Source organism: Pseudolysobacter antarcticus, from assembly GCF_004168365.1.
Lineage (GTDB): Bacteria > Pseudomonadota > Gammaproteobacteria > Xanthomonadales > Rhodanobacteraceae > Pseudolysobacter > Pseudolysobacter antarcticus.
Map to the genome: position 1 here is coordinate 2,084,240 of NZ_CP035704.1, position 24,224 is coordinate 2,108,463.

20 protein-coding genes are annotated in these 24,224 nt (G+C 58.3%); 7 read left to right on the top strand and 13 right to left on the bottom strand.

What is annotated here, in order from left to right; genetic code table 11:
* Positions 1 to 88: 88 nt before the first annotated feature.
* The 3 genes from ELE36_RS08845 to ELE36_RS08855 form a co-directional block, all read right to left on the bottom strand.
* A complete protein-coding gene (locus ELE36_RS08845; RefSeq protein WP_129832721.1) occupies positions 89 to 838 on the bottom strand; it encodes a hypothetical protein in 750 nt (249 codons plus the stop codon).
* 220 nt (positions 839 to 1,058) lie between these two features.
* On the bottom strand, positions 1,059 to 1,910 hold the full coding sequence (locus ELE36_RS08850) for a hypothetical protein (RefSeq protein ID WP_129832722.1): 852 nt from the start codon (positions 1,908 to 1,910) through the stop codon (positions 1,059 to 1,061).
* Positions 1,911 to 1,973: 63 nt separating this feature from the next.
* The gene (locus ELE36_RS08855) at positions 1,974 to 2,702 is read right to left on the bottom strand and encodes a peptidase associated/transthyretin-like domain-containing protein (RefSeq protein WP_129832723.1); all 729 of its coding nucleotides are present in this window, start codon (positions 2,700 to 2,702) and stop codon (positions 1,974 to 1,976) included.
* A 457-nt stretch (positions 2,703 to 3,159) separates the two neighbouring features.
* Here ELE36_RS08855 and mtnA point away from each other — a divergent pair, with 457 nt between their 5' ends.
* The 3 genes from mtnA to gyrA all read left to right on the top strand — a co-directional run bounded on the left by mtnA (position 3,160) and on the right by gyrA (position 7,645).
* Positions 3,160 to 4,257: an S-methyl-5-thioribose-1-phosphate isomerase gene (mtnA, locus tag ELE36_RS08860; RefSeq protein WP_129832724.1), complete on the top strand. Its 1,098-nt coding sequence runs from the start codon at positions 3,160 to 3,162 to the stop codon at positions 4,255 to 4,257.
* A 43-nt stretch (positions 4,258 to 4,300) separates the two neighbouring features.
* Entirely contained in the window at positions 4,301 to 4,765 is a 465-nt protein-coding gene (locus ELE36_RS08865; RefSeq protein ID WP_129832725.1) for a GtrA family protein, read from the top strand.
* Positions 4,766 to 5,023: 258 nt separating this feature from the next.
* A complete protein-coding gene (gene gyrA, locus ELE36_RS08870; protein WP_129832726.1) occupies positions 5,024 to 7,645 on the top strand; it encodes a DNA gyrase subunit A in 2,622 nt (873 codons plus the stop codon).
* Positions 7,646 to 7,711: 66 nt separating this feature from the next.
* On the opposite strand, the gene ELE36_RS08875 is transcribed toward gyrA, so the two are convergent.
* A complete protein-coding gene (locus tag ELE36_RS08875) occupies positions 7,712 to 8,191 on the bottom strand; it encodes a peroxiredoxin (protein WP_129832727.1) in 480 nt (159 codons plus the stop codon).
* A 70-nt stretch (positions 8,192 to 8,261) separates the two neighbouring features.
* A complete protein-coding gene (locus ELE36_RS08880; RefSeq protein WP_129832728.1) occupies positions 8,262 to 8,456 on the bottom strand; it encodes a hypothetical protein in 195 nt (64 codons plus the stop codon).
* Between ELE36_RS08880 and ELE36_RS08885 the strand changes: the two genes are divergently transcribed.
* Both ELE36_RS08885 and ELE36_RS08890 read left to right on the top strand, forming a co-directional pair.
* Positions 8,455 to 8,886: an Hsp20/alpha crystallin family protein gene (locus tag ELE36_RS08885; protein ID WP_129832729.1), complete on the top strand. Its 432-nt coding sequence runs from the start codon at positions 8,455 to 8,457 to the stop codon at positions 8,884 to 8,886. The two genes, ELE36_RS08880 and ELE36_RS08885, sit on opposite strands and share 2 nt — an antisense overlap.
* 198 nt (positions 8,887 to 9,084) lie before the next feature.
* Complete coding sequence (locus ELE36_RS08890; RefSeq protein ID WP_129832730.1) at positions 9,085 to 9,993, top strand: DnaJ C-terminal domain-containing protein; 909 nt, start codon at positions 9,085 to 9,087, stop codon at positions 9,991 to 9,993.
* A 105-nt stretch (positions 9,994 to 10,098) separates the two neighbouring features.
* On the opposite strand, the gene ELE36_RS08895 is transcribed toward ELE36_RS08890, so the two are convergent.
* The 8 genes from ELE36_RS08895 to purB all read right to left on the bottom strand — a co-directional run bounded on the left by ELE36_RS08895 (position 10,099) and on the right by purB (position 21,107).
* Entirely contained in the window at positions 10,099 to 10,467 is a 369-nt protein-coding gene (locus tag ELE36_RS08895) for a response regulator (RefSeq protein WP_129832731.1), read from the bottom strand.
* Positions 10,468 to 10,737: 270 nt separating this feature from the next.
* Complete coding sequence (locus ELE36_RS08900) at positions 10,738 to 11,739, bottom strand: YhdH/YhfP family quinone oxidoreductase (RefSeq protein WP_129832732.1); 1,002 nt, start codon at positions 11,737 to 11,739, stop codon at positions 10,738 to 10,740.
* A 38-nt stretch (positions 11,740 to 11,777) separates the two neighbouring features.
* Positions 11,778 to 13,202 (bottom strand): dihydrolipoyl dehydrogenase, encoded by a 1,425-nt coding sequence (lpdA, locus tag ELE36_RS08905; protein WP_129832733.1) that lies wholly within the window; start codon positions 13,200 to 13,202, stop codon positions 11,778 to 11,780.
* A gap of 111 nt (positions 13,203 to 13,313) precedes the next feature.
* Entirely contained in the window at positions 13,314 to 14,531 is a 1,218-nt protein-coding gene (gene odhB / locus ELE36_RS08910) for a 2-oxoglutarate dehydrogenase complex dihydrolipoyllysine-residue succinyltransferase (RefSeq protein WP_129832734.1), read from the bottom strand.
* Between the two features lie 9 nt (positions 14,532 to 14,540).
* Positions 14,541 to 17,393, bottom strand: coding sequence for a 2-oxoglutarate dehydrogenase E1 component (locus ELE36_RS08915; protein ID WP_129832735.1), 2,853 nt, complete (start codon positions 17,391 to 17,393; stop codon positions 14,541 to 14,543).
* Between the two features lie 210 nt (positions 17,394 to 17,603).
* Positions 17,604 to 18,608, bottom strand: coding sequence for a GNAT family N-acetyltransferase (locus tag ELE36_RS08920; RefSeq protein WP_129832736.1), 1,005 nt, complete (start codon positions 18,606 to 18,608; stop codon positions 17,604 to 17,606).
* A complete protein-coding gene (locus tag ELE36_RS08925) occupies positions 18,605 to 19,747 on the bottom strand; it encodes a cupin domain-containing protein (RefSeq protein WP_242512400.1) in 1,143 nt (380 codons plus the stop codon). The genes ELE36_RS08920 and ELE36_RS08925 overlap by 4 nt, the downstream gene beginning before the upstream one ends.
* Entirely contained in the window at positions 19,740 to 21,107 is a 1,368-nt protein-coding gene (purB, locus tag ELE36_RS08930; RefSeq protein ID WP_129832738.1) for an adenylosuccinate lyase, read from the bottom strand. Before purB ends, ELE36_RS08925 begins: the two co-directional genes overlap by 8 nt.
* A gap of 229 nt (positions 21,108 to 21,336) precedes the next feature.
* On the opposite strand from purB, the gene ELE36_RS08935 reads away from it, so the two are divergent.
* Positions 21,337 to 22,761 (top strand): class II fumarate hydratase, encoded by a 1,425-nt coding sequence (locus ELE36_RS08935; RefSeq protein WP_277987075.1) that lies wholly within the window; start codon positions 21,337 to 21,339, stop codon positions 22,759 to 22,761.
* Positions 22,762 to 22,967: 206 nt separating this feature from the next.
* Positions 22,968 to 24,125: a hypothetical protein gene (locus ELE36_RS20330; RefSeq protein ID WP_207215897.1), complete on the top strand. Its 1,158-nt coding sequence runs from the start codon at positions 22,968 to 22,970 to the stop codon at positions 24,123 to 24,125.
* Positions 24,126 to 24,224 lie beyond the last annotated feature (99 nt).

A 24,224-nucleotide genomic window follows, 5' to 3' on the forward strand; every position in this document is an offset into this window, starting at 1 on the left:
GTCATGTCTCGCGACAGTTTCGCGATGCGACCGACAATACCAAAGTCAATGTGAACGATATCTTTTCATGGTCGACAACGCCACCGTGCTAGCGTTTGCGTGTCGCGACCGGCTTGGCCACCTTTCCACTATTGCCAATTGCCGGATTGGTTGCGGCATCAATGTCGACTGCAGATTTCCTTGCCGCTTTGTCCTTGCGCCGGCCGATCACATAGCGCAATGGATTGATCAATTCTTTGAGGGCATGCAGCGACCACGCGAGGATGCGGCGCTCATCGACGCCGGTCAAAGCGCGTAATGTTTCCGGCATGCTGTGAAGTGCAGTGCCGTTAGAGCGAGCTGCAAGTTGCGCGCGTTTGCCGATCGCATAAGTGATGGCCGCGTTGCTCAGTGCCGATGAAAGCGCGGCGGCAAACGGTGCGAGCCGGCGCGCAATGCCACCACCGAGTCGCGTACTCAGTTTGCTCAGCGCGCGCCGGCCCATCGCATCCACCGCGGTGGCGCCACCGCCGCCGGCCCACTGCATGCGTTTGATCAGGGCCTGATGTTCGGCCGCGGGCAAGGCGACGGCGTACAGACTCAACGTTTCCTCGATCAGTTCGCGTTGCACGTTCGACAACAACTTGACGTCGAGCAATTCGCCGAATAGCAATCCGAGCACGCGCGAAACGCCGGGCACGATATCGGTGACGCTGGTCAGCGCGCCGATACCCGCCGCGCGCAGACACTTGCGTCGCAGCAACGCGCGGAATGCCTTGTCGCGTGTTGTCGCGGTGGCGGGCGTAGCGCGACGTGCGATGGTCTGAGTCGAGCTGCTGACGGATTTTGCGCGTGGCATGAAAGGCGTCCTGACTCAATGAGATTCAAGCGTTCATGCTAACTTGCGGCGGTGAACACGGGCAAAATCGGGTATTGCGCGCGCAGTCTATTGATTCAGAGGGTGCTCGTTGGCAATCAATGTGCTGGAACATCGGCATGGGTAAACTAAGGGCCATGATCAGCTTGAGTCCACACAGTGTCGTGCTTCAAAGTCGAAATGGCGTTGAGCGAACGCGGAGTTACTTGCCCAATCGCGGTGCATTGATAATTTGCCGCGTGACGGTGACCTCGGCTGGCCAATTCGGATCTTCGATGTTCAGCGCGCGATCTTCGGCGAGCCCTTGGCAGTTTTGAGTGCGCCCGATCTGCACGCGATACGGCGTCTTCCCGTTCGCATGGAATATGTACCAACCAGGTTTATCCCAGGCAAGTTCGTGCACCCAAGGTCGGCGCATGGCGGTTTCCAGTATCGGAGAATCCAGTGCCATCTCGTCGGGCGTGATGGAAAAACGCAATTCCGAAATCGGTGGCCATGCCGCCGGCGGATTTTGTCCGACGTACAAATAAACGTGGCCTTCGGTGATGTTTCTTTGTCCATCTAACAGGCTGGTGCGTAGCCGTGGACCGATCCTGGCTTCACTATTTCCCGTTACGAGTTGTAAGTCGCCGGGATTGTTGAGCGTGGAACGCCAATTGAAACGCAATGCCAAAGGAAATTCGTTCTCTGAGGTCGTTGGAACATCGAAGCGCCAGATCGAGTTGAATGCAAAGCCATCCTCCGACGGCAGACTCCATGCGGTTTCGTCATCTAACCACTTTCCTTGCAGCTTGTATGTTTTCCTGATGCTGGAAAGAGCCAGGGATCGTATAGATTCGCAAAACAACGGAGCGCCTTCCGCATCGAATATCAGCAGCGCCTGCAGTTCTTCTGAACTCCACAGCTGAAGCATTTCTTCGGATGGACGAAGGCGATACAGCCCTGGTTCCGCGGGGGCCGCGAGTTCAAAGACATGGTATGTCTCCGCCGAATGGCCGGAGGCCTGGGCAAGAACCGCGGCGAGGGCAAGCAAGGGGATAGCTGAAATCATCATGAGATGGACTCTATAGCCAATTTTACGCAGAACCGCAGAGCATTGGCGTTGAAGATCGATAGTTCAATCATCATTCTTTACTTTCGTTAGATTACACGTTGTTTCCATCAGGCTTTGGGGAACGGGCGAGCGTTGCCTTCGCGGTATTAAAGGCTGCACCGACGGATCTTGCAGGAGACGAACGCGCGGATCTTTTCCCATAAAGAACGTGAAAGCGAGCTTGTATACGTCTGACCGAGGCGTTTGTTCCAAAGTGGTGGCTTCGCAGATGGCTGCATTGATGGCGTGCAGACCGGCGCGCTGGAATTTTTTCAGGTTCGCCTCGTTGCTTTCGGTGGGTGGGGTGCACCAGACCGCACTTTGCATCGCCGTTAGCAATGTGAGGAGTTTTACATCAATGGACGCATTGCCTAGTGGAGTCAGCTTCTTGGACCAGTTGTCTTGTTGTTTGTGCAAAGGATCCCATCGTAGCTGCGAGAGCAGTTGCGCAAAATCATGCTTATCTTCGAGCTCAGGGCCCTGCCAATCGTTGTAGTAACCGTCGGCAATGACCCATTGGTGCGCTTCATGAAGGCGAACTTTCATCGATATCGTCCGATCAAAATCGTAATAACCGAGGGCGTCGGTGGTCGCGACGACACTGCCTCCGCACAAGCTGCTCGCAGCATGCGTTCCTTCGATTGGTAGCGGAATTGAAAGTCGCGGAATCGAAATCGGGTGGTAATTCCAGATGGCGTAGACGGTCGCTCCAGCGATCGGTTCGCCGGTTGCGCTGTCGGTGATGCGGCCCATGGAAGCCACAACGTGTGTGGCCGATGCAAGCAAAAGAATCAGGATGAATACATGTCGCACGATTTGCCCTTCGTAACCAATTGGGACTATCGCATCCTATCCTAAGTCCTCGATGTTGTTGTGCTCGATGTGAGCTCGAACGGCGGTGGCGAACCTCGGTGCCTACAAGCATGAGTAGTTGCGAGGTGAACAAGTAGGTTCCACGCGAATGGTCATCTGATACCTGACGTTGATGAGTCTCCGGTCGTGGTCGAAAGCGGTCATTAACGAAATGCTGATTCGAGTTTACCGGAGCTGATGCTTATCTCGATCGAAATACGCGGCCTCGCGCATATTATTGAAAGCGCGAAATACTGGCGCAAGAGAACCTCGTCAATATGTCGTATCGTCGGGTTCGCAAAATGAGTTTGTACGGCAACTCGGGTAAACTGGCGCGCCCGATCCACAGGAATCCGGCATGAGCGATCCGGCCCGCCACGACAGCATCCGCGCCGTGCATTGGCGCGAAAATCATTTGCGCTTGCTCGATCAGCGTCTGCTGCCGATGCAGGAAATATTCATCGACTGCCGCAACGCGGATGACGTCGCGCGAGCGATCAAGGATCTCGCCGTGCGTGGCGCGCCAGCGATCGGCATCGCTGCGGCATGGGGCGTGGTGCTCGCCGCTCAGGCATTGCGCGCTAACAGCGTTGCGATAGATGCGACAGGTCTCGAACCCGTTTTGGTGCAATTGAATGCGACGCGCCCGACTGCGGTCAATCTGGCCTGGGCGTTGCGTCGCATGCGCGCCGCATTGGTTAATAGCAGTGATCCGTTGAGCGCGCTCACTGGCGAGGCTGCGGCCATCCAGAACGAGGATCTCGCGGCGAATCGGCACATGGGTGAGCTTGGTGCGAGTCTGCTGCCGCAACATTGCGGCGTGCTCACGCACTGCAATACCGGCTCACTCGCCACCGCCGGTTTCGGCACCGCGCTCGGCGTGATCCGTGCCGGTGTGGCCGCTGGCAAGATCACGCAGGTATATGCGGGCGAGACGCGGCCGTGGCAGCAAGGCGCACGATTGACGATGTGGGAACTTGTGCGCGATGGCATTCCGGCAAAATTGATCGCTGATTCTGCCGCGTCGCACCTCATGAAAACCGGTGCCGTGCAATGGGTGATTGTTGGTGCCGATCGCATCGCTGCGAACGGCGACACCGCCAACAAGATCGGCACGTATCAACTGGCGATTGCCGCGCGCTATCACGGTATCAAGTTCATGGTCGTAGCGCCGTCGTCCACGGTCGATATGGACACCACCGACGGGGACGCCATCGACATCGAATTGCGCGATAGCACCGAGCTGCTGCATACCGCTGGGCAACGCAGCGTGGTCGAAGGCGGCGAGGCATGGAACCCGGTGTTCGATGTCACGCCAGCGGCGCTGATCGATGCCATCGTCACCGAACGCGGTATCATCCACGGCCCGAATAACCAAAGCATGCGCGCGATGTTTGCGGATAAAAATTCAGCCGATCTAGAAACCTCGGTTGCTGTCGCAAAAGGCCGTGCATGACTGGCTTTGACTTGTCGTACTGGCATTGCGGAAATCCAATCGCATGAAAGCCGGATTGCGTCGTTTCATGCTGTTCGGCATTGCCGGCACGCTGGGTTTTGTCGTGGACGCAGGCATCACGTTGCTGTTGCTGCGCATCGTCGGCATGAATTATTACGTATCGCGATTGATCGCTTTTTTGTGCGCGGTGGTGACCACGTATCACTTCAATCGGCGTTACACGTTTGCCGACCAGATCGATGCCAGCCAGAGCGGGTTGCGACGGCGTTATCTGGTCGCGATGGTTGGCGGTTTTGCGCTGAATTACGGAACCTACGCCGCGCTTGGTTTGCGTTTTCCGTTCTTCCACGAGTTTCCGGTCGTGGCGATTCTGGCCGGATCCTTCGCGGGGTTGCTGGTGAATTATCTGAGCTCGAAATACTGGGTGTTTCGCGCCACGCCTGTGGTTGCCGACATATCCGCTCCAAGCGATGCCGAGCACGCAACAGCAGAGCGCAAAATCGGCTGAATTCGCGTTGATTGCGAACGATTTACGACGCCGTTCGGGCGTGCAGTTTCAGGCCTATTCTACGGCGCATCAGACGAATTTCCCAACCGCCTTGGAGTGCCCGCATCGCGTGATCGCTATTCGCCGCCAAAACAAGGGTTTCCGCGAGATTCCGGGGTGTCTGGCGTGCTATAATTCGGGCCTTAACGCCCGCGCATTCCGCAGCACAAAAGTCGTGCTCACACGCGCTCAAACGACAGCTAGCAAAGGAACCCTCTGATGGCAGAACTCGCCAAGGAAGTTATACGCGTCAACATCGAAGACGAGATGCGCCAAAGTTATCTCGCGTATGCGATGAGCGTGATTGTCGGACGAGCGTTGCCGGATGCGCGCGATGGTCTGAAGCCGGTTCATCGGCGCGTGCTGTTCGGCATGTACGAGTCGAACAATATGTGGAATCGCCCGTATGTAAAGTGCGCGCGTGTGGTCGGCGAGGTGATGGGTAAATACCATCCGCACGGCGATGCCTCGATCTACGATGCGCTGGTGCGCATGGCGCAAGATTTTTCGATGCGTTACCCGCTGATCGACGGCCAAGGCAACTTCGGTTCGGTCGATGGCGATTCCGCCGCAGCGATGCGTTATACCGAGTGTCGACTGGATCGTCTGTCCTCCGAATTGCTGGCTGATATCGACAAGGAAACGGTCGACTTCGTCCCCAACTACGACGAGAAAGAATCCGAGCCGAGTGTTTTCCCGACGCGCATTCCGAACCTGTTGATCAACGGCTCCGCCGGTATTGCGGTTGGCATGGCGACGAATATTCCGCCGCACAACCTCACCGAAGTGGTGAATGCGACGATCGCGCTGATCGACGAGCCTGAGCTCGATATCGAAGCGCTGATGCAATACGTGCCAGGTCCGGATTTTCCGACCGCTGGCATCATCAATGGTGCTGCAGGAATCCACGAGGCTTATCGCACGGGTCGCGGTCGTATTCTGGTGCGCGCCAAGACCGAAATCGAAACCGACGACAACGGTCGCGAGACGATCATCGTCAGCGAGTTGCCGTACCAAGTGAACAAGGCGCGTTTGATCGAGAAGATCGCCGAGCTGCACAAGGAAAAAAATATCGAAGGCATTTCGCCGGATGGTCTCCGCGACGAATCTGACAAGGACGGTATGCGCATCGTCATCGAAGTGCGCCGAGACACCTTGGCCGATGTGCTATTGAATAACCTGTTCCAGCAGACCCAGATGCAGGTCACGTTTGGCATCAACGTCGTGGCGCTGGTCGATGGCCAGCCGCGCCTGTTGAACCTCAAGGAAATTCTCGAATACTTCATTCGCCATCGTCGTGAAGTGGTCACGCGCCGCACGATTTTCGAGCTGCGCAAGGCGCGTGCGCGTGCGCATATTCTCGAAGGCCTGACCGTCGCGCTGGCCAACATCGACGAGATGATCGAGCTGATCAAGACTTCGCAGAATCCGGCGATCGCCAAAGAGCGGTTGCTCGCGCGGCGTTGGGAGCCGGGCCTGGTCAGCGCGTTGTTGTCGGCCAACGGCACGTCGATTTCGCGGCCCGAAGATCTTGCGCCCGAAGCCGGCCTGCAGGAAGACGGTTACCAGCTGTCGGATGTCCAGGCCAAGGAAATCCTGGAGATGCGCCTGAACCGCCTGACCGGGCTGGAGCAGGAAAAACTTTCTGACGAATATCGCGAATTGTTGGTGGCGATTGCGGCATTGATCGAGATCCTGTCGAATCCAGAGCGTCTGCTTGCGGTGATTCGCGGCGAGCTGGTGGCGATTCGCGATGAGTTCGGTGACGCGCGTCGCACTGTGATTCAGCACAGCCAGGAAGACTTGGAAATGCTCGATCTGATCGCATCGGAAGATGTGGTCGTGACCTTGTCGCATGCGGGTTATGCCAAACGCCAGCCGGTAACGAGTTATCGCGCACAACGCCGCGGCGGTCGCGGTCGTTCGGCCACGGCGATGAAAGAGGAAGATTTTGTCGAGCGGTTATGGGTGGTGAATACCCACGATACCTTGCTCACTTTCACCAGCAGCGGACGCGTGTTCTGGCTCAATGTGTACAAGATTCCGGATGCGAGTTCGGGTTCGCGCGGGCGGCCGATCGTCAATCTGCTGCCGCTCGAAGAGAACGAAAAAGTCCAGGCGGTATTGCCGGTGCGCGACTTCCTCGGCGACCGTTTTGTGTTGTTCGCGACGCGCGATGGCACGGTCAAGAAAACCCCGTTATCGGAGTTCAAGTTCCAGCTGCAGCGCGGCAAGATCGCGATCAATCTCGATGACGGCAATGCGCTGGTCGATGTGCAGCTCACCGATGGCAGCCGCGATGTGATGTTGTTCGCATCGAATGGCAAGGGCGTGCGTTTTGCGGAAGATACGATACGCTCGACTGGTCGAAATTCCACCGGCGTGCGGGGTATTCGTTTGTCAGACGATGCGCGTGTGGTGTCGCTGATCGTCAGCGATGGCGTGGGCGATATTCTAACCGCGACGCAAAATGGTTTCGGCAAACGCACGTCGCTGGATGCCTACCCGCGCAAGGGACGCGGCACGCAAGGTGTGATTGCGATCCAGTGCTCGGAGCGCAACGGCACGCTGGTCGGCGCGGTGCAGCTTACCGAGCAGCACGAACTGATGTTGATCTCGGATCGCGGCACGCTCGTGCGCACACGCGCATCGGAAATTTCGCAGGTGGGACGCAACACCCAGGGCGTGACCTTGATCCGACTGGGCGATGACGAAAAACTGGTCGCGGTGGAGCGCGTGGACGTATTGCCGGAAGAGGAAACGGACGCGGCTGCAGATGCGGCTGCAGATGCGGCTCCGACTCCGACTCCGACCGAGCCATCGGCGCCGCCTGCCGAATAGTCGTTTGGTCAACTCCGTGTAAAAAAAGCCCGCGCACAACACGCGGGCTTTTTTTGCCTGTCAAACTCAACCGATCGCCGCGAGCATTGCCTCGGCGCTGGATACCTTGAATTCGCCAGGCGCTTCGATGTGTAGCGCCTTGACCACGCCATCGACGGCGTAAAGCGCAAAGCGCTTGCTGCGTACGCCCATGCCGAATGCGCTCGCATCCATTTCCAGGCCGAGCAGTTTGGCAAATGCGCCGTTGCCGTCCGCCAGCATCAGCAAACCGTCGGGCGTGTGCTGATCCTTGCCCCACGCCGCCATGACAAATGCATCGTTGACCGCGATGCAACCGACGTCCACGCCCTTGCTTTTGAACTCGGCGAAATGCTCGACGTAACCCGGCAGATGTTTGGCCGAACACGTTGGCGTGAATGCGCCGGGCACCGAGAACAGCACGACTTTTTTGCCCTTGAAAATTTCGTCGGTATTGATCGCCTGCACGCCGTCCTTGTAATGATTGAGCGTCGCATTCGGAATAGTGTCGCCAACATTGATGGTCATTGATGCGTCCTCGGGTGATGATGTAGTGGTGGGTCGAAATGGCCGCAGCGAGACTGCGCAGCCAGCGGTTTCATTTTACGACTTTCTGCAACGCGTGGTCTGCGTCGCCGTGCTCGCTGTCGGCCTCGGCGAAAATCCAATCCGCGAAACCGGCTTTTGAAAAGCCTGCTCTTGAAAAACACGCTCTTGAAAGTGCGCGCGCCAGCCCTACCTTGGTGACATGGGCGCCGTGGTGCGCCCGCCACGCTGCAGAGGAAAGAACCATGTACAACCTTCATTACCGCACCGCGCATCCGCATTTCAAGCAAGTGCTGAATACGCTTTTTGCCAATGCACCGACCGATGCCGCAGCGAAAGCCAATACCGGCGAGTGGATTCCGCGCGTCGACATCAAGGAAGAGAGCGATCGTTTTGTCATCCTCGCCGATATCCCCGGCATCGATCCGAACGATATCGAAGTGAATATGGACAAAGGTGTGCTCTCGATCAAGGGCACACGTGCCGCGGATGCGAGCGTCGATGGCGAGAAATTCACGCGCGTTGAACGCGTTCGCGGCAGCTTCCAACGCCAGTTCGCGTTGCCCGATACGGCAAATGCCGAAGGCATTACCGCGGTAGGCAAGTTTGGCGTGCTGGAAATCAGCATCCCGAAAAATCCACAATCTGCACCGCGACGTATCAGCATCAGTCACTAAGTCGTAAACTGCTTGGGGTATCGGGCCTGTGGTCGGTGATCTGACCGCAGGCCGTTTTTTTTGGAATGTGAGCCGCTTCTAGGATTGATCTGATATCGCCTTGTCGCCACCGGCATTGGGGGGGGCGATACGTTGGTCGTGTCGGACAAGCGCATTCCCAAGCATGCGCTACAAGATTTACTGAGGGATTTTCATTTCATGCAGTTCAAAGATTATTACGAAGTTCTGGGCGTCAAACCCGACGCAACGGACGCCGCGATCAAGTCCGCGTATCGACGGCTGGCGCGCAAATTTCACCCGGATGTGAGCAAGGTCGAAGGTGCCGAAGAAAAGTTCAAGGGCGCCAACGAAGCCTACGAAGCGTTGAAAGATCCGGCCAAGCGCAAGGCCTACGATCAATTGCGTGCGCGTGGTTATCGTCCCGGCGAAGAATTCAATCCGCCGCCGAATTTCAGCGACGGCCAGGGTTTTTCCGGACAGGGTGGCGAGAGCGAAGGCTTCAGCGATTTTTTTGAATCGCTATTCGGCAATGCAGGTGGGGCACGCGGCCGACGCCCTGCCGGACCACGCCGCGGGCAGGACGTGCGCGCGCGCGTGCAGATTGATCTTGTCACCGCCTACCAAGGTGGCAAGCAACGCCTGACCTTGCGTGATCAGGGCGGCAGCGAACGTGCGCTCGAAGTAAAAATTCCTGCCGGGATTTTGTCCGGTCAGCAGATTCGCTTGGCGGGGCAGGGTTCACCGGGTGCGCAAGGCGGCCCGGCCGGCGATTTGTTGCTCGAAGTCGAGCTTTTGCCGGACTCACGATTTGAGCTGGAGGGGCGCAATGTGCTGCTGCAGTTACCGATCACACCTTGGGAAGCCGCATTGGGTGCCAGTGTGGCGGTGCCGACGCTGGCCGGTAATGTCGATCTCAAGATTCCGGCCGGTTCGAATAGCGGCAGAAAACTGCGTTTGAAGGGCCGGGGTTTACCTGGGTCACCCGCGGGCGACCAACTCGTGACACTGGTGATTCATGCGCCGGTGCCGAGCACGGATGCGCAACGAAAGGTCTACGAGGATATGGCGCGCGAATTCGATTTCGATCCGCGTCAGCCAGTTGCCTGATTCGGCGTAAGGCACTTAAACGACAAAACCGATCAGCCGCGAGGCTCGATCGGTTTTGGCAGAGTCAATGTGCAAAACAGAAAAACAGTCTGACGTTATGCTGGCTCAGGCAGCGGTGAGCAAATTGCCAATTGCCAAGGTAAGTTCGGCCTCGTTCACCGGCTTGGTGACATAGGCTTTCGCGCCCTGACGCAGACCCCAGATTCGATCGGTATTCTGATCCTTGGTCGTGACCAGGATCACCGGAATATGGCTGGTGGTCGGATCTTTCGACAGCGTACGTGTGGCCTGGAATCCGTTGAGATTCGGCATGACCACATCCATCAGAATGAGGTCAGGTGTCTCGCGCTTGGCCGCAGCAACGCCCGCGGAACCATCCACGGCCGTGACGGTTTTATGGCCCAGTTTTTCGACCAGACGGGTAAGACTCACCAGTTGCGACGGTGAATCATCGACTATTAAAATTTTCGCCATGACATCCCCCATGTCGAGTGAACAGCGATAGGTTGTTTGTACATATCCACGACAATATCCCATATCCACCGAGCCATCGCTACGCGGCAACACTACCGCATATCGCCTTGCTTGTGCCGCTTGCGATGCACGCGTGCAAACCGCTGCATCCACCCACCCACTGTAGCACTTGCGCGGCGGGAATTTTACTGAAATTCACGTTTTTTACGCCAATTCGACAGAATAGTTGTTTGGCATGAATCTTGGTGATTTATCCCGGTTAGACGATGGTCAACCGCCGATTTTTACCATGCTGCGGCCAAACGAGGCACCATCAAGCATGGTATCGAATACATCTGGCAGGCCGGATAGGCCGATTTCCCTAGTTGCGATCTTGTCGAGATGCGCGGGTTTCCAGTCGCTGCCGAGGTGCTGCCAGATGTCATCGCGAATGCGGCGCGCGGTACCGCTCGATGCGATGCCGAGCAGACTCACGCCACGTATGATGAAAGGCATTACCGTGGTGGCGAGTTCCGCACTCGCCGCGAGTCCGCAGCTTGCGATGTTGCCGTATGGATGAATCGAGCGCGTCAAGCCCGCCAGCATTTCGCCGCCGACATTGTCGATGGCGCCGCCCCAGCGCGAGGCTTCGAGCGGGCGTTGTCCCCAGTACAAATCCGTGCGCGAGATGCATTGTTTGGCGCCAAGTGCGATCAGGTCGTCGAAATGTTCGAGCTTGCCGCTGATCGCGTGTGCCTCGAAACCCGCGCGCGTAAGGATGTCGATCGCAAGCATGCCGACACCGCCGGTTGCACCGGTAACCACGATCGGCCCGAGTTCAGGCGTTTGATCATTCTGCAGCATGCGGTACAACGACAGTGCGGCGGTGAAACCGGCGGTGCCGATGATCATTGCTTCGCGCAAACTCAAACCGTTCGGCAGCGGAATCACCCAGCATGAATCCAGTCGCGCGTATTCGGCATAACCACCATCGCGGTTCTCCGAAAGGCCGCTGCCGGTCACGAGTACCGCATCGCCCTCCTTGAATTTCGCATCGGTCGAACTGAGCACGTGCCCGGCCACATCGATGCCGCCGACCAGCGGAAAGTGGCGCAGGATTTTTCCCTTGCCGGTGCCAGCCAGCGCATCCTTGTAATTGACCGAGGAGTACGCGGTCTTGATCACCACTTCGCCGGGATTCAGATCGTCTAGCGAAATCTGCTCGATGCCGGCGCGGTGACTTTTGCCATCGGCGTGGATGCGAAACGCGTTGAAATTATCCGGTACGCTCATTGACTACTCCTCGGCGGCATCTCTGCACCTGCATCAAATCAGTTGGCTTTGTGGATCGCGCGTTTGTCCACTGCCAGTGCCGCTTCGTGCACCGCTTCCGACATCGTCGGATGCGCGTGCACGATGCGTGCGAGGTCTTCGGATGAGCCCTTGAACTCCATCGCCACGACACATTCGGCGACGAGTTCGGATACGTTCGCGCCGACCAGATGCACACCGAGAATACGATCGGTTTCTGCATGCGCAATCATCTTCACGAGACCGGCGGGTTCGTTCATGGCGACGGCGCGACCGATTGCGGCAAACGGAAAACTGCCGATCTTGTACGGTACGCCTTCTTCCTTGAGCTGCTTTTCGGTCTTGCCGACCCAAGCGATTTCCGGCTCGGTGTAAATCACCCACGGAATCGTATCCATGTTGACATGGCCGGCTTTGCCAGCGATGAGTTCGGCAACCATCATGCCTTCCTCGAAACCCTTGTGCGCGAGCATCGGTCCGCGGACGCAATCGCCGACGCCCCAGATTCCTTCGACACCGCTCCAGCAATGTTCGTCCACCACGACCCGACCACGCTCGTCGAGCTTCACGCCGGTGCCTTCACCGAGCACGCCATCGGTGTAGGCGCGGCGGCCAACGGCGACCAGTAATTTATCGACGACAAGTTGTTTTTCGCCGTCCTTGCCGGCGTAACTCAGGTGGACTTCCTCACCCTTGATTTCGGCTTTCAACAACTTCGCGCCGAGTTCGATTTTCAGGCCTTGCTTGGCGAATTCGCGCGCCGCTGCCTTGGCGATATCGGCATCGGCTGCACCAAGAAAATCGGGCAGCGCTTCGAGGATCGTTACCTCGCTGCCGAGACGTTTCCAGACGCTGCCGAGTTCAAGCCCGATCACGCCCGCGCCGATGACGCCGAGGCGTTTCGGCACGGCGGTAAAATCCAGCGCGCCAGCGTTGTCGACAATAAACTTGCCGTCGAATTTCGCAAACGGCAATTCGATCGGCGCCGAACCCGTGGCGATCACGACATTCGTTCCGCTCAAAGTTTGTTTGTTGCCATCGGCGGCGGTGATTTCGACCTGGCGATCCTTCAGCAATTTACCTTTGCCAAAGAAGGGCGTGATCTTGTTCGACTTGAACAGCATGGCCACGCCGCCGGTGAATTGCTTGACGATCTTGTCCTTGCGCCCAACCATCGTGTTGACGTCGATTTTCGCGTCACTCGTGGTGATGCCATGGACGTCGAAGTGCTGGGTCAGATTCCAGAACTGTTTCGACGAATCCAGCAGCGCCTTGGATGGAATGCAGCCGACGTTGAGGCAGGTTCCGCCGAGCGCAGGCTTGCCGTCCTTGCCGATGAAGTCATCGATGCACGCGACTTTCAAGCCAAGTTGCGCCGCGCGAATCGCCGCGTGATAACCGGCCGGACCGGCGCCGATGACGATGAGATCGAATTGGTCGGACATGGCAAATTTCCAGAAAGTGACGGGGATCAGACGCGGAAAACCTGGCGTCAGCAACAGCAACCTTCATTCCAGACGGGGCCGGAATGAAGGCTTGTTATGCTTTGACAAATATCAAAGCCCGAGCAGCATGCGCTGCGGATTTTCAAGCTGATTCTTGATATCGACGAGGAATAGCACAGCATCTTTTCCATCGATGATGCGATGGTCGTAGCTGATCGCGATGTACATCATCGGCGCGGCGATCACTTGGCCGTTCTCGACGATCGCGCGTTCCTTGATCGTATGCATGCCCAGGATCGCGCTCTGCGGCGGATTGACGATCGGTGTGGACATCAGCGAACCGAACGTGCCGCCGTTGGTGATCGTGAAGGTGCCGCCTTGCAGATCTTCGAGCTTGAGTCCGCCTTCGCGCGCTTGTTTGGCGAATGCGGCGATGGCTTTTTCGATCTCGGCGAAACTCATGTTCTGCGCATCACGCAACACCGGCGTGACCAGACCTTTTTCAGTCGATACCGCGACCGAAATGTCCTGGTAACCGTGATAGATCACGTCGTTGCCATCGACCGAACTATTGACGATCGGGTGACGTTTCAGCGCTTCGCACGCGGCCTTGACGAAGAAACTCATGTAACCGAGTTTGATGCCGTTGGCTTTCTCGAACGATTCACCAAGCTCCTTGCGCATTATCCCGACCTTGCCGAGATTGACTTCGTTGAACGAGGTCAGCATCGCGATCGAGTTTTTCGACAGCATCAAGCGCTCGGCGATCTTGGTGCGCATGCGTGTCATCGGCACTCGCTCTTCCGGGCGTGCTCCGGTCGGCGCGCGTACGGCGGCGGCTGCGCTCGGCGCGGCTGCAGCCGCAGGTTTGCCGGCGATGAAGTTGACCAGGTCTTCCTTGGTGACACGGCCATCACGACCGGTCGCGGCGACGTTATTCGCATCGATCTTGTTCTCGGTCGCGACACGCTGGCCGGCTGGCGAAAGGTCGGCAGATTTCGAGGAACTTGCTGCGGCAGCGGGTGCTGCGGCTGCCGGTGCAGCGGCAGCTTTCGGCGCTTCGGCTTTTGCGGCCGGAGCGGCAGCCACGGCGCCTTCTTCGATGATCGCGATCAGCTCTTGGCTCAGCACAGTATCGCCGGTATTTTTCACGATGGTCTTGAGAATGCCGTCGGCCGGTGCGGGGACTTCGAGCACCACTTTATCCGTTTCGAGATCGACCAGATTTTCGTCGCGTCTGACCGCATCACCAGCTTTTTTGTGCCAGGTGGCAATCACCGCATCAGCGACGGATTCGGGCAGTACGGGAACTTTGACTTCGATACTCATGGTTATCCTTTATTCCGAAACGTGAGCAGTGGCGACCGCCGTCAGCAGCGCGTGTTCGACCAGCGCGGCCTGTTCGGCGACGTGGGCATTAAAATGGCCTGCCGCCGGTGCTGGCGAGCGTGGTCGACCGGCATAACTGAGACTGTGTTTGTTCTCGATGCAGGCCTGCAGGTGATGGCGAATCTGGAACCATGCGCCTTGGTTCATCGGCTCTTCCTGGCACCATACGACTTCTTTCGCCGCTGGATATTTGGCGAGCTCGGCGCTGACTTCAGCGCGCGGGAACGGATAGAGCTGCTCGACGCGCAGGATCGCCACATCGTCGATGCCACGCTTCTGCGCGTCTTCGATCAGATCGTAATAAACCTTGCCCGAACAGAACACCACTCGGCGCACTTTTTGCGCGGGCTGTTTTGCATTCGAATCGGCAATCACGAGCTGGAAACTGCCATTGCTCAGGTCGTCCAGCGACGAGGTCGACGACTTGTTGCGCAACATCGATTTCGGCGTCATCACGATCAGCGGCTTGCGGCAACTGCGCAGCATCTGCCGGCGCAACATATGGAACATCTGCGCCGGTGTGGTCGGCATGCACACCTGCATATTGCTGAGCGCGCACATCTGCAGAAAACGTTCGAGACGCGCCGAGGAATGCTCCGGACCCTGACCTTCGTAGCCATGTGGCAGGAACAAGGCGAGTCCGCACAGGCGTCCCCATTTGGCCTCGCCCGAAGAAATGAACTGGTCGATCACGACTTGCGCACCGTTGGCGAAGTCGCCGAACTGGCCTTCCCAGATCGACAGCGTGCTCGGATCGGCGGTCGAATAACCGTATTCGAAACCCATCACTGCTTCTTCGGACAGCAGCGAATCGACCACCCACACGCTGGCGCCGTCGCGCACCGTGCTGAGCGGCAAATAGGTTTCGTTGGAATGCTGATCGTGCAATACCGCGTGGCGATGGAAGAACGTGCCACGACCGGAATCCTGGCCGACCAAACGCAGATTGAAACCCTGATCGATCAGCGACGCGTAAGCCAGATTTTCGGCAAAACCCCAGTCCATGCGCAGCTCGCCAGCGGCCATCTTGTTGCGATCTTCATAGATCTTGGCGACACGCGCCTGCAATGCGAGATCCTTCGGCAGGACGAGAATTTTATCCAGCAGCTCGGCCATCTTTTTAGGATCGACCGCGGTGTTGGCCGGTTGCTGCAAGGTACCGTTCTGGTATTTGCTCCAGTCCAGATTCAACCCGTCCAGCGCGACCGGCGCGAGCGCGGCAACCGCGCGCCCAGCATCGAGTTTGCTGCGATAGTCATCGACGATCGCCTGTGCGTCGGCGGCGGTCAGCAGGTTTTGTTCGATCAATTGGTTGGCGTACAACTCGCGTGCGGTCGGTCGTGCGCGAATCACCTGGTACATGATCGGCTGCGTCGCCGCCGGTTCGTCGGCTTCGTTGTGGCCTTGGCGGCGATAACAGACCAGATCGACCACGACGTCGCGCTTGAACTTGGCGCGGAATTCGAACGCGAGTTGCGCGCAATACAGCACCGCTTCCGGATCGTCGCCGTTGACGTGCAGCACCGGCGCATCGACCATTTTCGCCACGTCGGTGCAATACAGCGTGGAGCGCGCATCGTCGACACGGCTGGTGGTGAATCCGATCTGATTATTGACCACGATATGGACGGTGCCGCCGATGCGGAAACCGCGCGCCTGCGACATGTTCAGCAATTCCATGCCGACGCCCTGGCCGGCAAACGCGGCATCGCCGTGGATCAGAATTGCGATGACCTGATCGTGACTCTTGTCCTTGCGCCGATTCTGTCGTGCACGCACGCTGCCGGCGACCACCGGATTGATGATCTCCAGATGCGACGGATTGAAGCCCATCGCCAGATGCACGGCGCCGCCCGCGGTTTGAATGTCGGAGCTGAAACCCATGTGGTATTTGACGTCGCCGGAATGTGCCGGATCATCGTCGTGCGCAAACTTGCCTTCGAACTCGTCGAACAACTGATGCGGCGGTTTGCCGAACGTGTTGACCAGCACATTGAGGCGACCGCGGTGCGCCATGCCGATGACCATTTCCTTGGCGCCGTTCGCGCCTCCGCGCTGGATGATGTCGTCGAGCATCGGAATCAGGCTGTCGCCGCCTTCCAGCGAAAAACGCTTCTGCCCGACATAACGCGTATGTAGGTAGCGCTCAAGTCCATCGGCTGCAGTCAATTGCGCGAGGATGTGTTTTTTCTGCTCGGCGCTGAACGGGAATTTGCCGCCGGTGGCTTCCATTTTTTCATGCACCCAGCGCCGCTGTTCGGCATCCGAGATATGCATGAATTCAGCGCCGATGGTGCTGGCATAGGTTGCCTTGAGCAACGCCAGCAAATCCTTGAGCTTGAGTCGGCGCGATCCGGCCTGGGCCGCGGTATTGAATTCGGTATTGAGATCGGCATCGGTCAGGCCGTGAAACGCAAGCTCCAGATCCGGCGCCGGTTGTTTTGTCGCAAGACCGAGCGGGTCGAGATTCGCTGCGAGATGGCCGCGTGAGCGATAGGCGGTGACCAGACGCAGCACGTTCGCCTGTTTCTGCGCATCCTGCTCGCTGGCTGGCACAGCGGCCTGCGCGTGGACGTTGCGATTGCGCTTTTGAGCTTCCTCGATACCCGCGATGACGACCGAGTGCGGCACATCGCCGGCTTCGCGCCCGCGAAACGTATCGAAGTAGGTTTTCCACTCGGGCGAAACACTGCCGGTGTCCTGCAGATAATTTTCGTACAAACCCTCGATAAACGCGGCGTTACCGCCCGAGAGTTGCGAGGACTGGGCGAATTGTTGAAGCAGGCTGGGGTTGGCGCTCACGCTGGCTTACCGAAGTTGAGAGGCGCGTTTGACGCACGCCCGATGGGATTGACGGTCCGGCACAAAACAGTTTCGTGCGAATTAAAACCCGCAAATTATACGCGCAAGCTGCGGCATTGCAGCAATAAAATCAGTGGGCAGTGGGGCAGGATTCATGCAGTGCATATGTTCGCAGACAATTCGATCACCGAATTGATGTGCGACCTTTGTCTACAAACTCAACTGGCGTAGTTCATCGGCGCCGCGCGCGCGCTCCCAGACCTGCTCGAAATAGCTCAGCAACTGGCGATGCCGGCCTGGTGCGTAGCTGCCGCCTTCGCCCTCGTAGCGCAGCGCGTCGGGACGAAACAGATAACCCGATCGATCGGTCAGCAGGAACGCCGACGTGTAGTGACGGTCTTCATCGAACTCCGGCACGCGGATCTCGAACACGCTCGAAAGCCGTTGCGCCAGCGCGATCAGGCGATTGCCGTCGTGCATCGCGCGGTCGGGATCACGCACCAGAATGCGCACGCGCGCGCCGCGGCCTTGCGTGCCGATATGCTGAAGTGCGGCAAGAATATCGCTGTGGTCGAGCAGGCCCGGATCGAGCTCGCGGCTGCAAATCGCAATCTCGCGCGCTGCGCCCTGCAACAGCGCCAGCAACGTGGCGACCGTCTCGTCGCGTGTGCTGGTGTGATAGTCCTGGTTTTGCGGAGCTGGCGCGGGCGGCGCGCGTTCGGGCGCTGTCATCGGAGCCAGCGCCAGGCGCATATGCCGGTGGCGGATATTGGCCTCGACAAATTCCTCGCCGTAGCCCTCGAAACCGAATGCCTCGTAGAAACCAATCGCGCTGACTTGCGAATGCAGCTCCACTTCGGCGTAACCGAGTTCACGCGCGCGTTCGACCAGCGTGCGCAGCAGCGCCGCGCCAACCTGTTTGCCGCGCCACGGCTTGCGTACCGCCATGCGCCCGATCTTGCGTTCCGGCGTGAGTCGACCCGTGCCGATCGGTTGCCCGTCATTTGCACGCGCCAGCACGTGGTGGCTGAGCGCGTCCAGCTCATCCCATTCTTCCTCGCGCGATACCTGCTGCTCGATCACGAAAACTTCTTCGCGAACCTCACGCAGATCGGCAAGATCGCGATCCCACGCAGCATGTTCGACACTAAAATCTGCCGTTATCGTTTTCGCGGTGGAAGATTCAGGCGTGATTCGGGTCGATTGATCGGTCATGCGCTGATTCCAAAATGTCCGGCATTCAACAAGGCGCGCACAGTATCGAGTTCGTCCGGCGCAAGTTGCAACAATACCGCTGCGTCGATTTCGCGCGTTGCGGTGAGCAGACGCGCCAAGGCCAGTGAACACGCTTGCGTATCGCCGCTCGTATACAACTCCGCAGCCTTGCCGACTTTGGCATAGGCGAGGCGCGTCCACGGATTGCGCTGCAAGCGATGACCTTGCAACAAACGCTTGCGCAGCGCGGCATCGGTGAGCGAACGCGGACGTGGCGCCGGTGCATGCGCATTGCGATAACGCGTGATGAACGGGCCGAACCATGTGCGCAATTGTTGTTCGTCGGCAGTGCCGATGGTGGCGAGAATTTTCTGCACGTTTTGCAGCGCCGATGTATCGATTTCGCCGGGGAAACGCGCGGCGCTCAAATCGCTGTCGGTGTAACGTTGTTCTTCGGGTAAACGTTCGGCGACGAAATCCGCAAAATCGCCGAAAAGCTCGGCGTGCGACGGCGCACGCAGCCCGATCGAAAACGTCAGACATTCGCCGATCGCAGTACCATGATGCGGCACGCCCGGCGGCAGATAAAGCATGTCGCCCGGTTGCAGCAGCCATTCGTCGGTTGGCTTGAATTCGGTCAGCAACTTGAGTTCGACATCGCTGCGAAATTCTTTCGGCGCATCCGCTGCGGTGCTGATCTGCCAGCGCCGCGTACCCGCCGCTTGCAACAGAAACACATCGTACTGATCGACATGCGCGCCGACCGAACCGCCATCGACCGCGTAGCTCACCATCACATCGTCAATGCGCCAGTCCGGAATGAATCGAAACTGATCGAGCAGGGCGGCGATATTCGCGTCCCACTTGTCGACGTCCTGCACCAACAACGTCCAGTGCGATTTCGGCAGCGTCGCGAAATCACCTTCAGCGAACGGACCGTTACGCAAGGTCCAGCGATCCGTCTTTGGCGTATGCGTAATCAGCCGCGACAACGCCATTTCCTCGCACGCAAGTCCGGCCAGATCGTTGGCCGTGATCGGGCTTACGAAATTTGGCAACGCGCCGCGAATCAGCAGCGGTTTTTTTTGCCAATAGTCGCGCAGGAATCGCGCGGGCGGCATGCCGAGAAGGTCAGACATCACGCGCCAGAACCTCGGCCAGTCCGACATAACTCGCTGGCGTCAGCGCCTGCAAGCGCTCACGTACGTCATCCGGCAAATCCAGCGTGGCGACGAAGTGCTGGATCGCTTCGCGCGTGATGCCTTGGCCGCGCGTGAGTGCTTTCAATTGTTCGTACGGTTCGGGCAGGCCGTACCGACGCATCACGGTCTGGATCGCTTCGGCGAGGACTTCCCAGCTGGCATCGAGATCGGCGCCAATGCGCACTGGGTCGGCATTGAGTTTCGACAAGCCGCGACCGAGCGCGTCGAGCGCGATCAGGCTGTGGCCAAACGCGGTGCCGAGCGCGCGCAGCACGGTGGAATCGGTCAGGTCGCGCTGCCAGCGCGAGATCGGCAGCTTCTCGGCGAAGTGGCCGAACAAGGCGTTGGCGATGCCGAGATTGCCTTCGGCATTTTCGAAGTCGATCGGGTTGACCTTGTGCGGCATCGTGCTCGATCCGACTTCACCGGCTTTCAGTTCCTGACGAAAATATCCGAGCGAAATATAACCCCAGATATCGCGACTGAAATCGATCAGGATCGTGTTGATGCGACGAAACACATCGCTGATTTCGGCGATGCAATCGTGTGGTTCGATCTGTGTAGTATAGGCGTTGAAACTCAGTCCGAGCGACTCGACGAAATCGCACGCAAAGTGCGGCCAGTCGACTTCGGGATACGCAAGCACATGCGCGTTGTAATTGCCGACCGCGCCGTTGATCTTGCCGCTGAGTTCGACCTGTGCAAGTTGTTTGCGTTGACGTTGCAGACGCGCGACCACGTTCGCGATTTCCTTGCCGAGCGTGGTCGGCGACGCGGTTTGTCCGTGCGTGCGTGACAGCATTGGCTGCGCGGCGAGTGCGTGCGCCATCTGCGTAAGCGTATGCAGTAGTTGATCGAGCGCCGGCAGCAAGACATCGCGCCGCGCATCGCTGAGCATCAAACCGTAACTCAGGTTATTGATGTCCTCGCTGGTGCACGCGAAATGCACAAATTCGCGCGCGGCACCGAGTTCGGCATGTGCATTGATGCGTTCCTTGATGAAGTATTCGACAGCTTTGACATCGTGGTTCGTGGTGCGCTCGATTTCCTTGATACGCGCGGCATCGGCAGGCGTGAAATTCTCCACGAGTTGCTGCAATACATTGCGTGCATCCTCGCTCAGCGCGGGTACTTCGACGATTTTTGCGTGCGCGGCGAGTGCTTCGAGCCAGCGCACCTCGACCTGGACGCGACGATGCAACAGTCCGTATTCGCTGAAAATCGGACGCAGCGGCTCGACTTTCGCGGCATAACGACCGTCCAGCGGGGAAATGGCGGTCAAAGCGGGGTGGGTCATTGCAAAGTTCCGTAAAGCAGGGGGCAGAATGATAACGCGTAGCGGCGGTTTGTGACCGGTCGGCGTTATACTATGGAGATAACTTCAGGTTTGCGCAGAAATTAATCCGCGAACCGAACTGCTCGTATGGCGTGTTTTGCAACTGCCCACGAGCAAGTTTTGACGGCCGCGCAACTTTCGCGGGCTGTCATACGCACTCAGCACATATATCCAGAAGGTTTTCTTCGTGATCAACAAAACGTTGAAGAATCCGCGGCCGACCAAATTCCGCATCGAGCGCGACAGCATGGGCGAACTCAAAGTCCCGGCGGGCGCGTTGTACGGTGCGCAAACCCAGCGCGCGATTGATAATTTCAAGATTTCCGGATTGCATTTGCCGCGCCAGTTTATCCGTGCGTTGGGCTTGATCAAATCGGCTGCGGCGCAGGTAAACGCCGATCTTGGCGGCCTGAAAAAGCCGCTCGCGAAAGCGATTCGCAGCGCCGCCGAACAAGTGGCGAGTGGGGAGTTCGACGCGCAATTTCCGATCGACGTATTTCAGACCGGATCCGGCACCTCGACCAACATGAATGCGAACGAGGTGATTGCCCATCTCGCTACCGCGGCGCTCGGGCGCGAGGTGCATCCGAACGATCACGTGAACATGGGGCAGTCGTCGAATGATGTGATTCCGACCGCAATCCAAGTCAGTGCGACGCTGGCCGTGACGGAGCATTTGCTGCCAGCGCTGGCGCATCTCATCGCCATCATCGAAAAACGTGCGCGTGAATTGAAAAAAGTGGTCAAGACCGGACGCACGCATCTGATGGATGCGATGCCGGTCACGTTCGGCCAGGAACTCGGCGGCTGGGCGGCGCAATTGCGCTCGAACGCGGCACGCCTGCAGGACGCGCTGAAGCGACTGCGTTGTCTGCCGCAGGGCGGTACGGCGGTTGGCACCGGCATCAATGCGGCTGAGGATTTTGGTCCGCGTATTGCGGCGCAATTGAGCAAACTCGGCGGCGTGCATTTCGAATCGGCGCAGAATTATTTCGAGGGCATGTCGTCGCAGGATGCCGCGGTGGAGCTCTCCGGTCAGCTCAAGACGCTGGCTTGCAGCCTCATGAAAATTGCCAACGATTTGCGCTGGATGAATTCCGGTCCGCTGGCGGGCCTCGGCGAGATTGAACTGCCAGCGTTGCAGCCGGGTTCGTCGATCATGCCGGGCAAGGTCAATCCAGTGATTCCCGAGGCGATGACGATGGTCTGCGCGCAGGTGATCGGCAACGACATCACGATCACGATCGCTGGCCAGGCCGGTAATTTTCAGCTGAATGTGATGTTGCCGGTGATTGCGCTAAATCTGCTGCAATCGATCGAAATTCTCGGCAACGCGATGCGCGCGCTGGCGGATTTGGCGATCGCCGGATTTACCGTGCGCAGCGAACATATCAAGGAGGCGCTGAATCGCAATCCGATTCTGGTCACAGCGCTGAACCCGGTAATTGGTTATGAAAAAGGCGCGGCAACCGCAAAGCAAGCCTATAAGCAGAACCGGCCGATTCTCGACGTTGCGCGCGAAACCACGGGTTTGCCCGAGGCGAAACTGAAACAATTGCTTGATCCGCTGACGTTGACCAAAGGCGGCGTGCATGGTGGATCGGGCGGCGGCTGAATTTACATGTGCGGTATGGCTAATAGCACATTACAGCGGCGTCGAATGGCGTCAAAATGAGCGCCGTAGTGGGCAATAGCGATGGTTTTTCTGCAGCCGCATAGTTTGTTTTACCCATGCCGAGCCATTGTTCTGCATGATGAGATGGCGGAAATCTGATCACTGGGTTTCAGTCATGAATAATTTTATTTACCGAGGAAATCGTTGTGAAATTGCGTAAAAGTATACTTTTTATGATGACGCTGTGGAGCGGCATCGCACTCGCGCAGGATGTCGGTGTGACGGGCGCAGAATTGCTGGCCGGGGCGGGCGATGCAAAACTCGCTGCGCTCGGACGCCAAGCTGCCGATAGTGGCAAGCGAGTTGTAGTGAGCGCGCCGGACTACTGGCACGACAAGGTGGCGCAGAAAATTCTCGCCGGTGCTCATGGCAGCAAAATCAATCTGGTCATGAAGGATAGTTTTGTCGAAGCCGTCGTGGTCAGACTCGAAGACAAGACAGCCGAACCGGCCGTGGCCAAACCTGTGCCTCCGGCTCCGGCTCCGGCTCCGGCTCCGGCTCCGGCGCCTGCGGTGGCCGCGAAACCCGTGGTGGCAGCGGTTCCCGCAACCAAGCCTGTTGTTGTCGCTGAGCCAAAGCCGGCGCCAGTTGCCGCACCGGCTCCCGTGCCAGCACCTGCGCCAAAAGTCGAAGTCGCAACCGCACCGGTTGTAGCTCCTGCCCCGGAACCTGCGGCACCCGTGGCAGCAGCTCCGGCGCCGGCCGCCGCTCCTATTGCCGCGCCAGCGCTAGCTGTAGATCAGACCGCAGCTATCCACAAGCGATTGGAGAAGAGCCTGAACGAGGGTGCTGCCGCGGACGGTAATTTGTCGGTGACGCAGCTTGACGTAGGTGATCAGATTTACGTGGACGGATCGGTGCGTGCGGTGGTTCGACGCCAAGGTACGCGTCAGCTTTTCTGGCTGGATGGCGAACTCAATCTGTTGCGCACCGAGCTCGTGCAACTCGGCAAGAGCAGTTACGAGGTCAAGACACGCATCGATGCCAACGCTACGCCTGCGCTGCGCACGGCTACGGGTGTGGCAATCAATTTCAGCGGCAAGGAGCCTGCGGCAGCGAGCGCGGAGCGCACGTCTCTGGAAAAGCAGCTCAACGATGCGCATACCATCACCGCCACCGTCGCGGTGAGGCAATTGGAGTTGAACGATTTGATTTACGTTGGCTCGGATAGTGCGGTTGTGGTGCGACGTTCGGGTTCGAGCCTGTTGCGTTTCTGGCTGGTTGGCGACATTGATCTGGGCCAGAGTGGCGTGGCACGCGAGAGCAACGGCAAATATCGTGTGCGCAGTGATACTTTGAAATAATCGATTGCCCGAGCCTCTACTTGCCAAGCGGCAGGTCGAGGCTCGGGCGGCGAATACAACTGCGTCACTTGGCACCAGTGACTGTTCGTACTCTTCCCC

Coding starts and splice junctions, on each gene's coding strand:
- purB (WP_129832738.1), bottom strand. CDS start 21,107: ATGACCCACCCCGCTTTGACCGCCATTTCCCCGCTGGACGGTCGTTAT.
- odhB (WP_129832734.1), bottom strand. CDS start 14,531: ATGAGTATCGAAGTCAAAGTTCCCGTACTGCCCGAATCCGTCGCTGAT.
- lpdA (WP_129832733.1), bottom strand. CDS start 13,202: ATGTCCGACCAATTCGATCTCATCGTCATCGGCGCCGGTCCGGCCGGT.
- ELE36_RS08865 (WP_129832725.1), top strand. CDS start 4,301: ATGAAAGCCGGATTGCGTCGTTTCATGCTGTTCGGCATTGCCGGCACG.
- ELE36_RS08885 (WP_129832729.1), top strand. CDS start 8,455: ATGTACAACCTTCATTACCGCACCGCGCATCCGCATTTCAAGCAAGTG.
- mtnA (WP_129832724.1), top strand. CDS start 3,160: ATGAGCGATCCGGCCCGCCACGACAGCATCCGCGCCGTGCATTGGCGC.
- ELE36_RS08900 (WP_129832732.1), bottom strand. CDS start 11,739: ATGAGCGTACCGGATAATTTCAACGCGTTTCGCATCCACGCCGATGGC.
- gyrA (WP_129832726.1), top strand. CDS start 5,024: ATGGCAGAACTCGCCAAGGAAGTTATACGCGTCAACATCGAAGACGAG.
- ELE36_RS08925 (WP_242512400.1), bottom strand. CDS start 19,747: ATGTCTGACCTTCTCGGCATGCCGCCCGCGCGATTCCTGCGCGACTAT.
- ELE36_RS08875 (WP_129832727.1), bottom strand. CDS start 8,191: ATGACCATCAATGTTGGCGACACTATTCCGAATGCGACGCTCAATCAT.
- ELE36_RS08890 (WP_129832730.1), top strand. CDS start 9,085: ATGCAGTTCAAAGATTATTACGAAGTTCTGGGCGTCAAACCCGACGCA.
- ELE36_RS08850 (WP_129832722.1), bottom strand. CDS start 1,910: ATGATGATTTCAGCTATCCCCTTGCTTGCCCTCGCCGCGGTTCTTGCC.
- ELE36_RS08880 (WP_129832728.1), bottom strand. CDS start 8,456: ATGGTTCTTTCCTCTGCAGCGTGGCGGGCGCACCACGGCGCCCATGTC.
- ELE36_RS08845 (WP_129832721.1), bottom strand. CDS start 838: ATGCCACGCGCAAAATCCGTCAGCAGCTCGACTCAGACCATCGCACGT.
- ELE36_RS08895 (WP_129832731.1), bottom strand. CDS start 10,467: ATGGCGAAAATTTTAATAGTCGATGATTCACCGTCGCAACTGGTGAGT.
- ELE36_RS08920 (WP_129832736.1), bottom strand. CDS start 18,608: ATGACCGATCAATCGACCCGAATCACGCCTGAATCTTCCACCGCGAAA.
- ELE36_RS08855 (WP_129832723.1), bottom strand. CDS start 2,702: ATGGGCCGCATCACCGACAGCGCAACCGGCGAACCGATCGCTGGAGCG.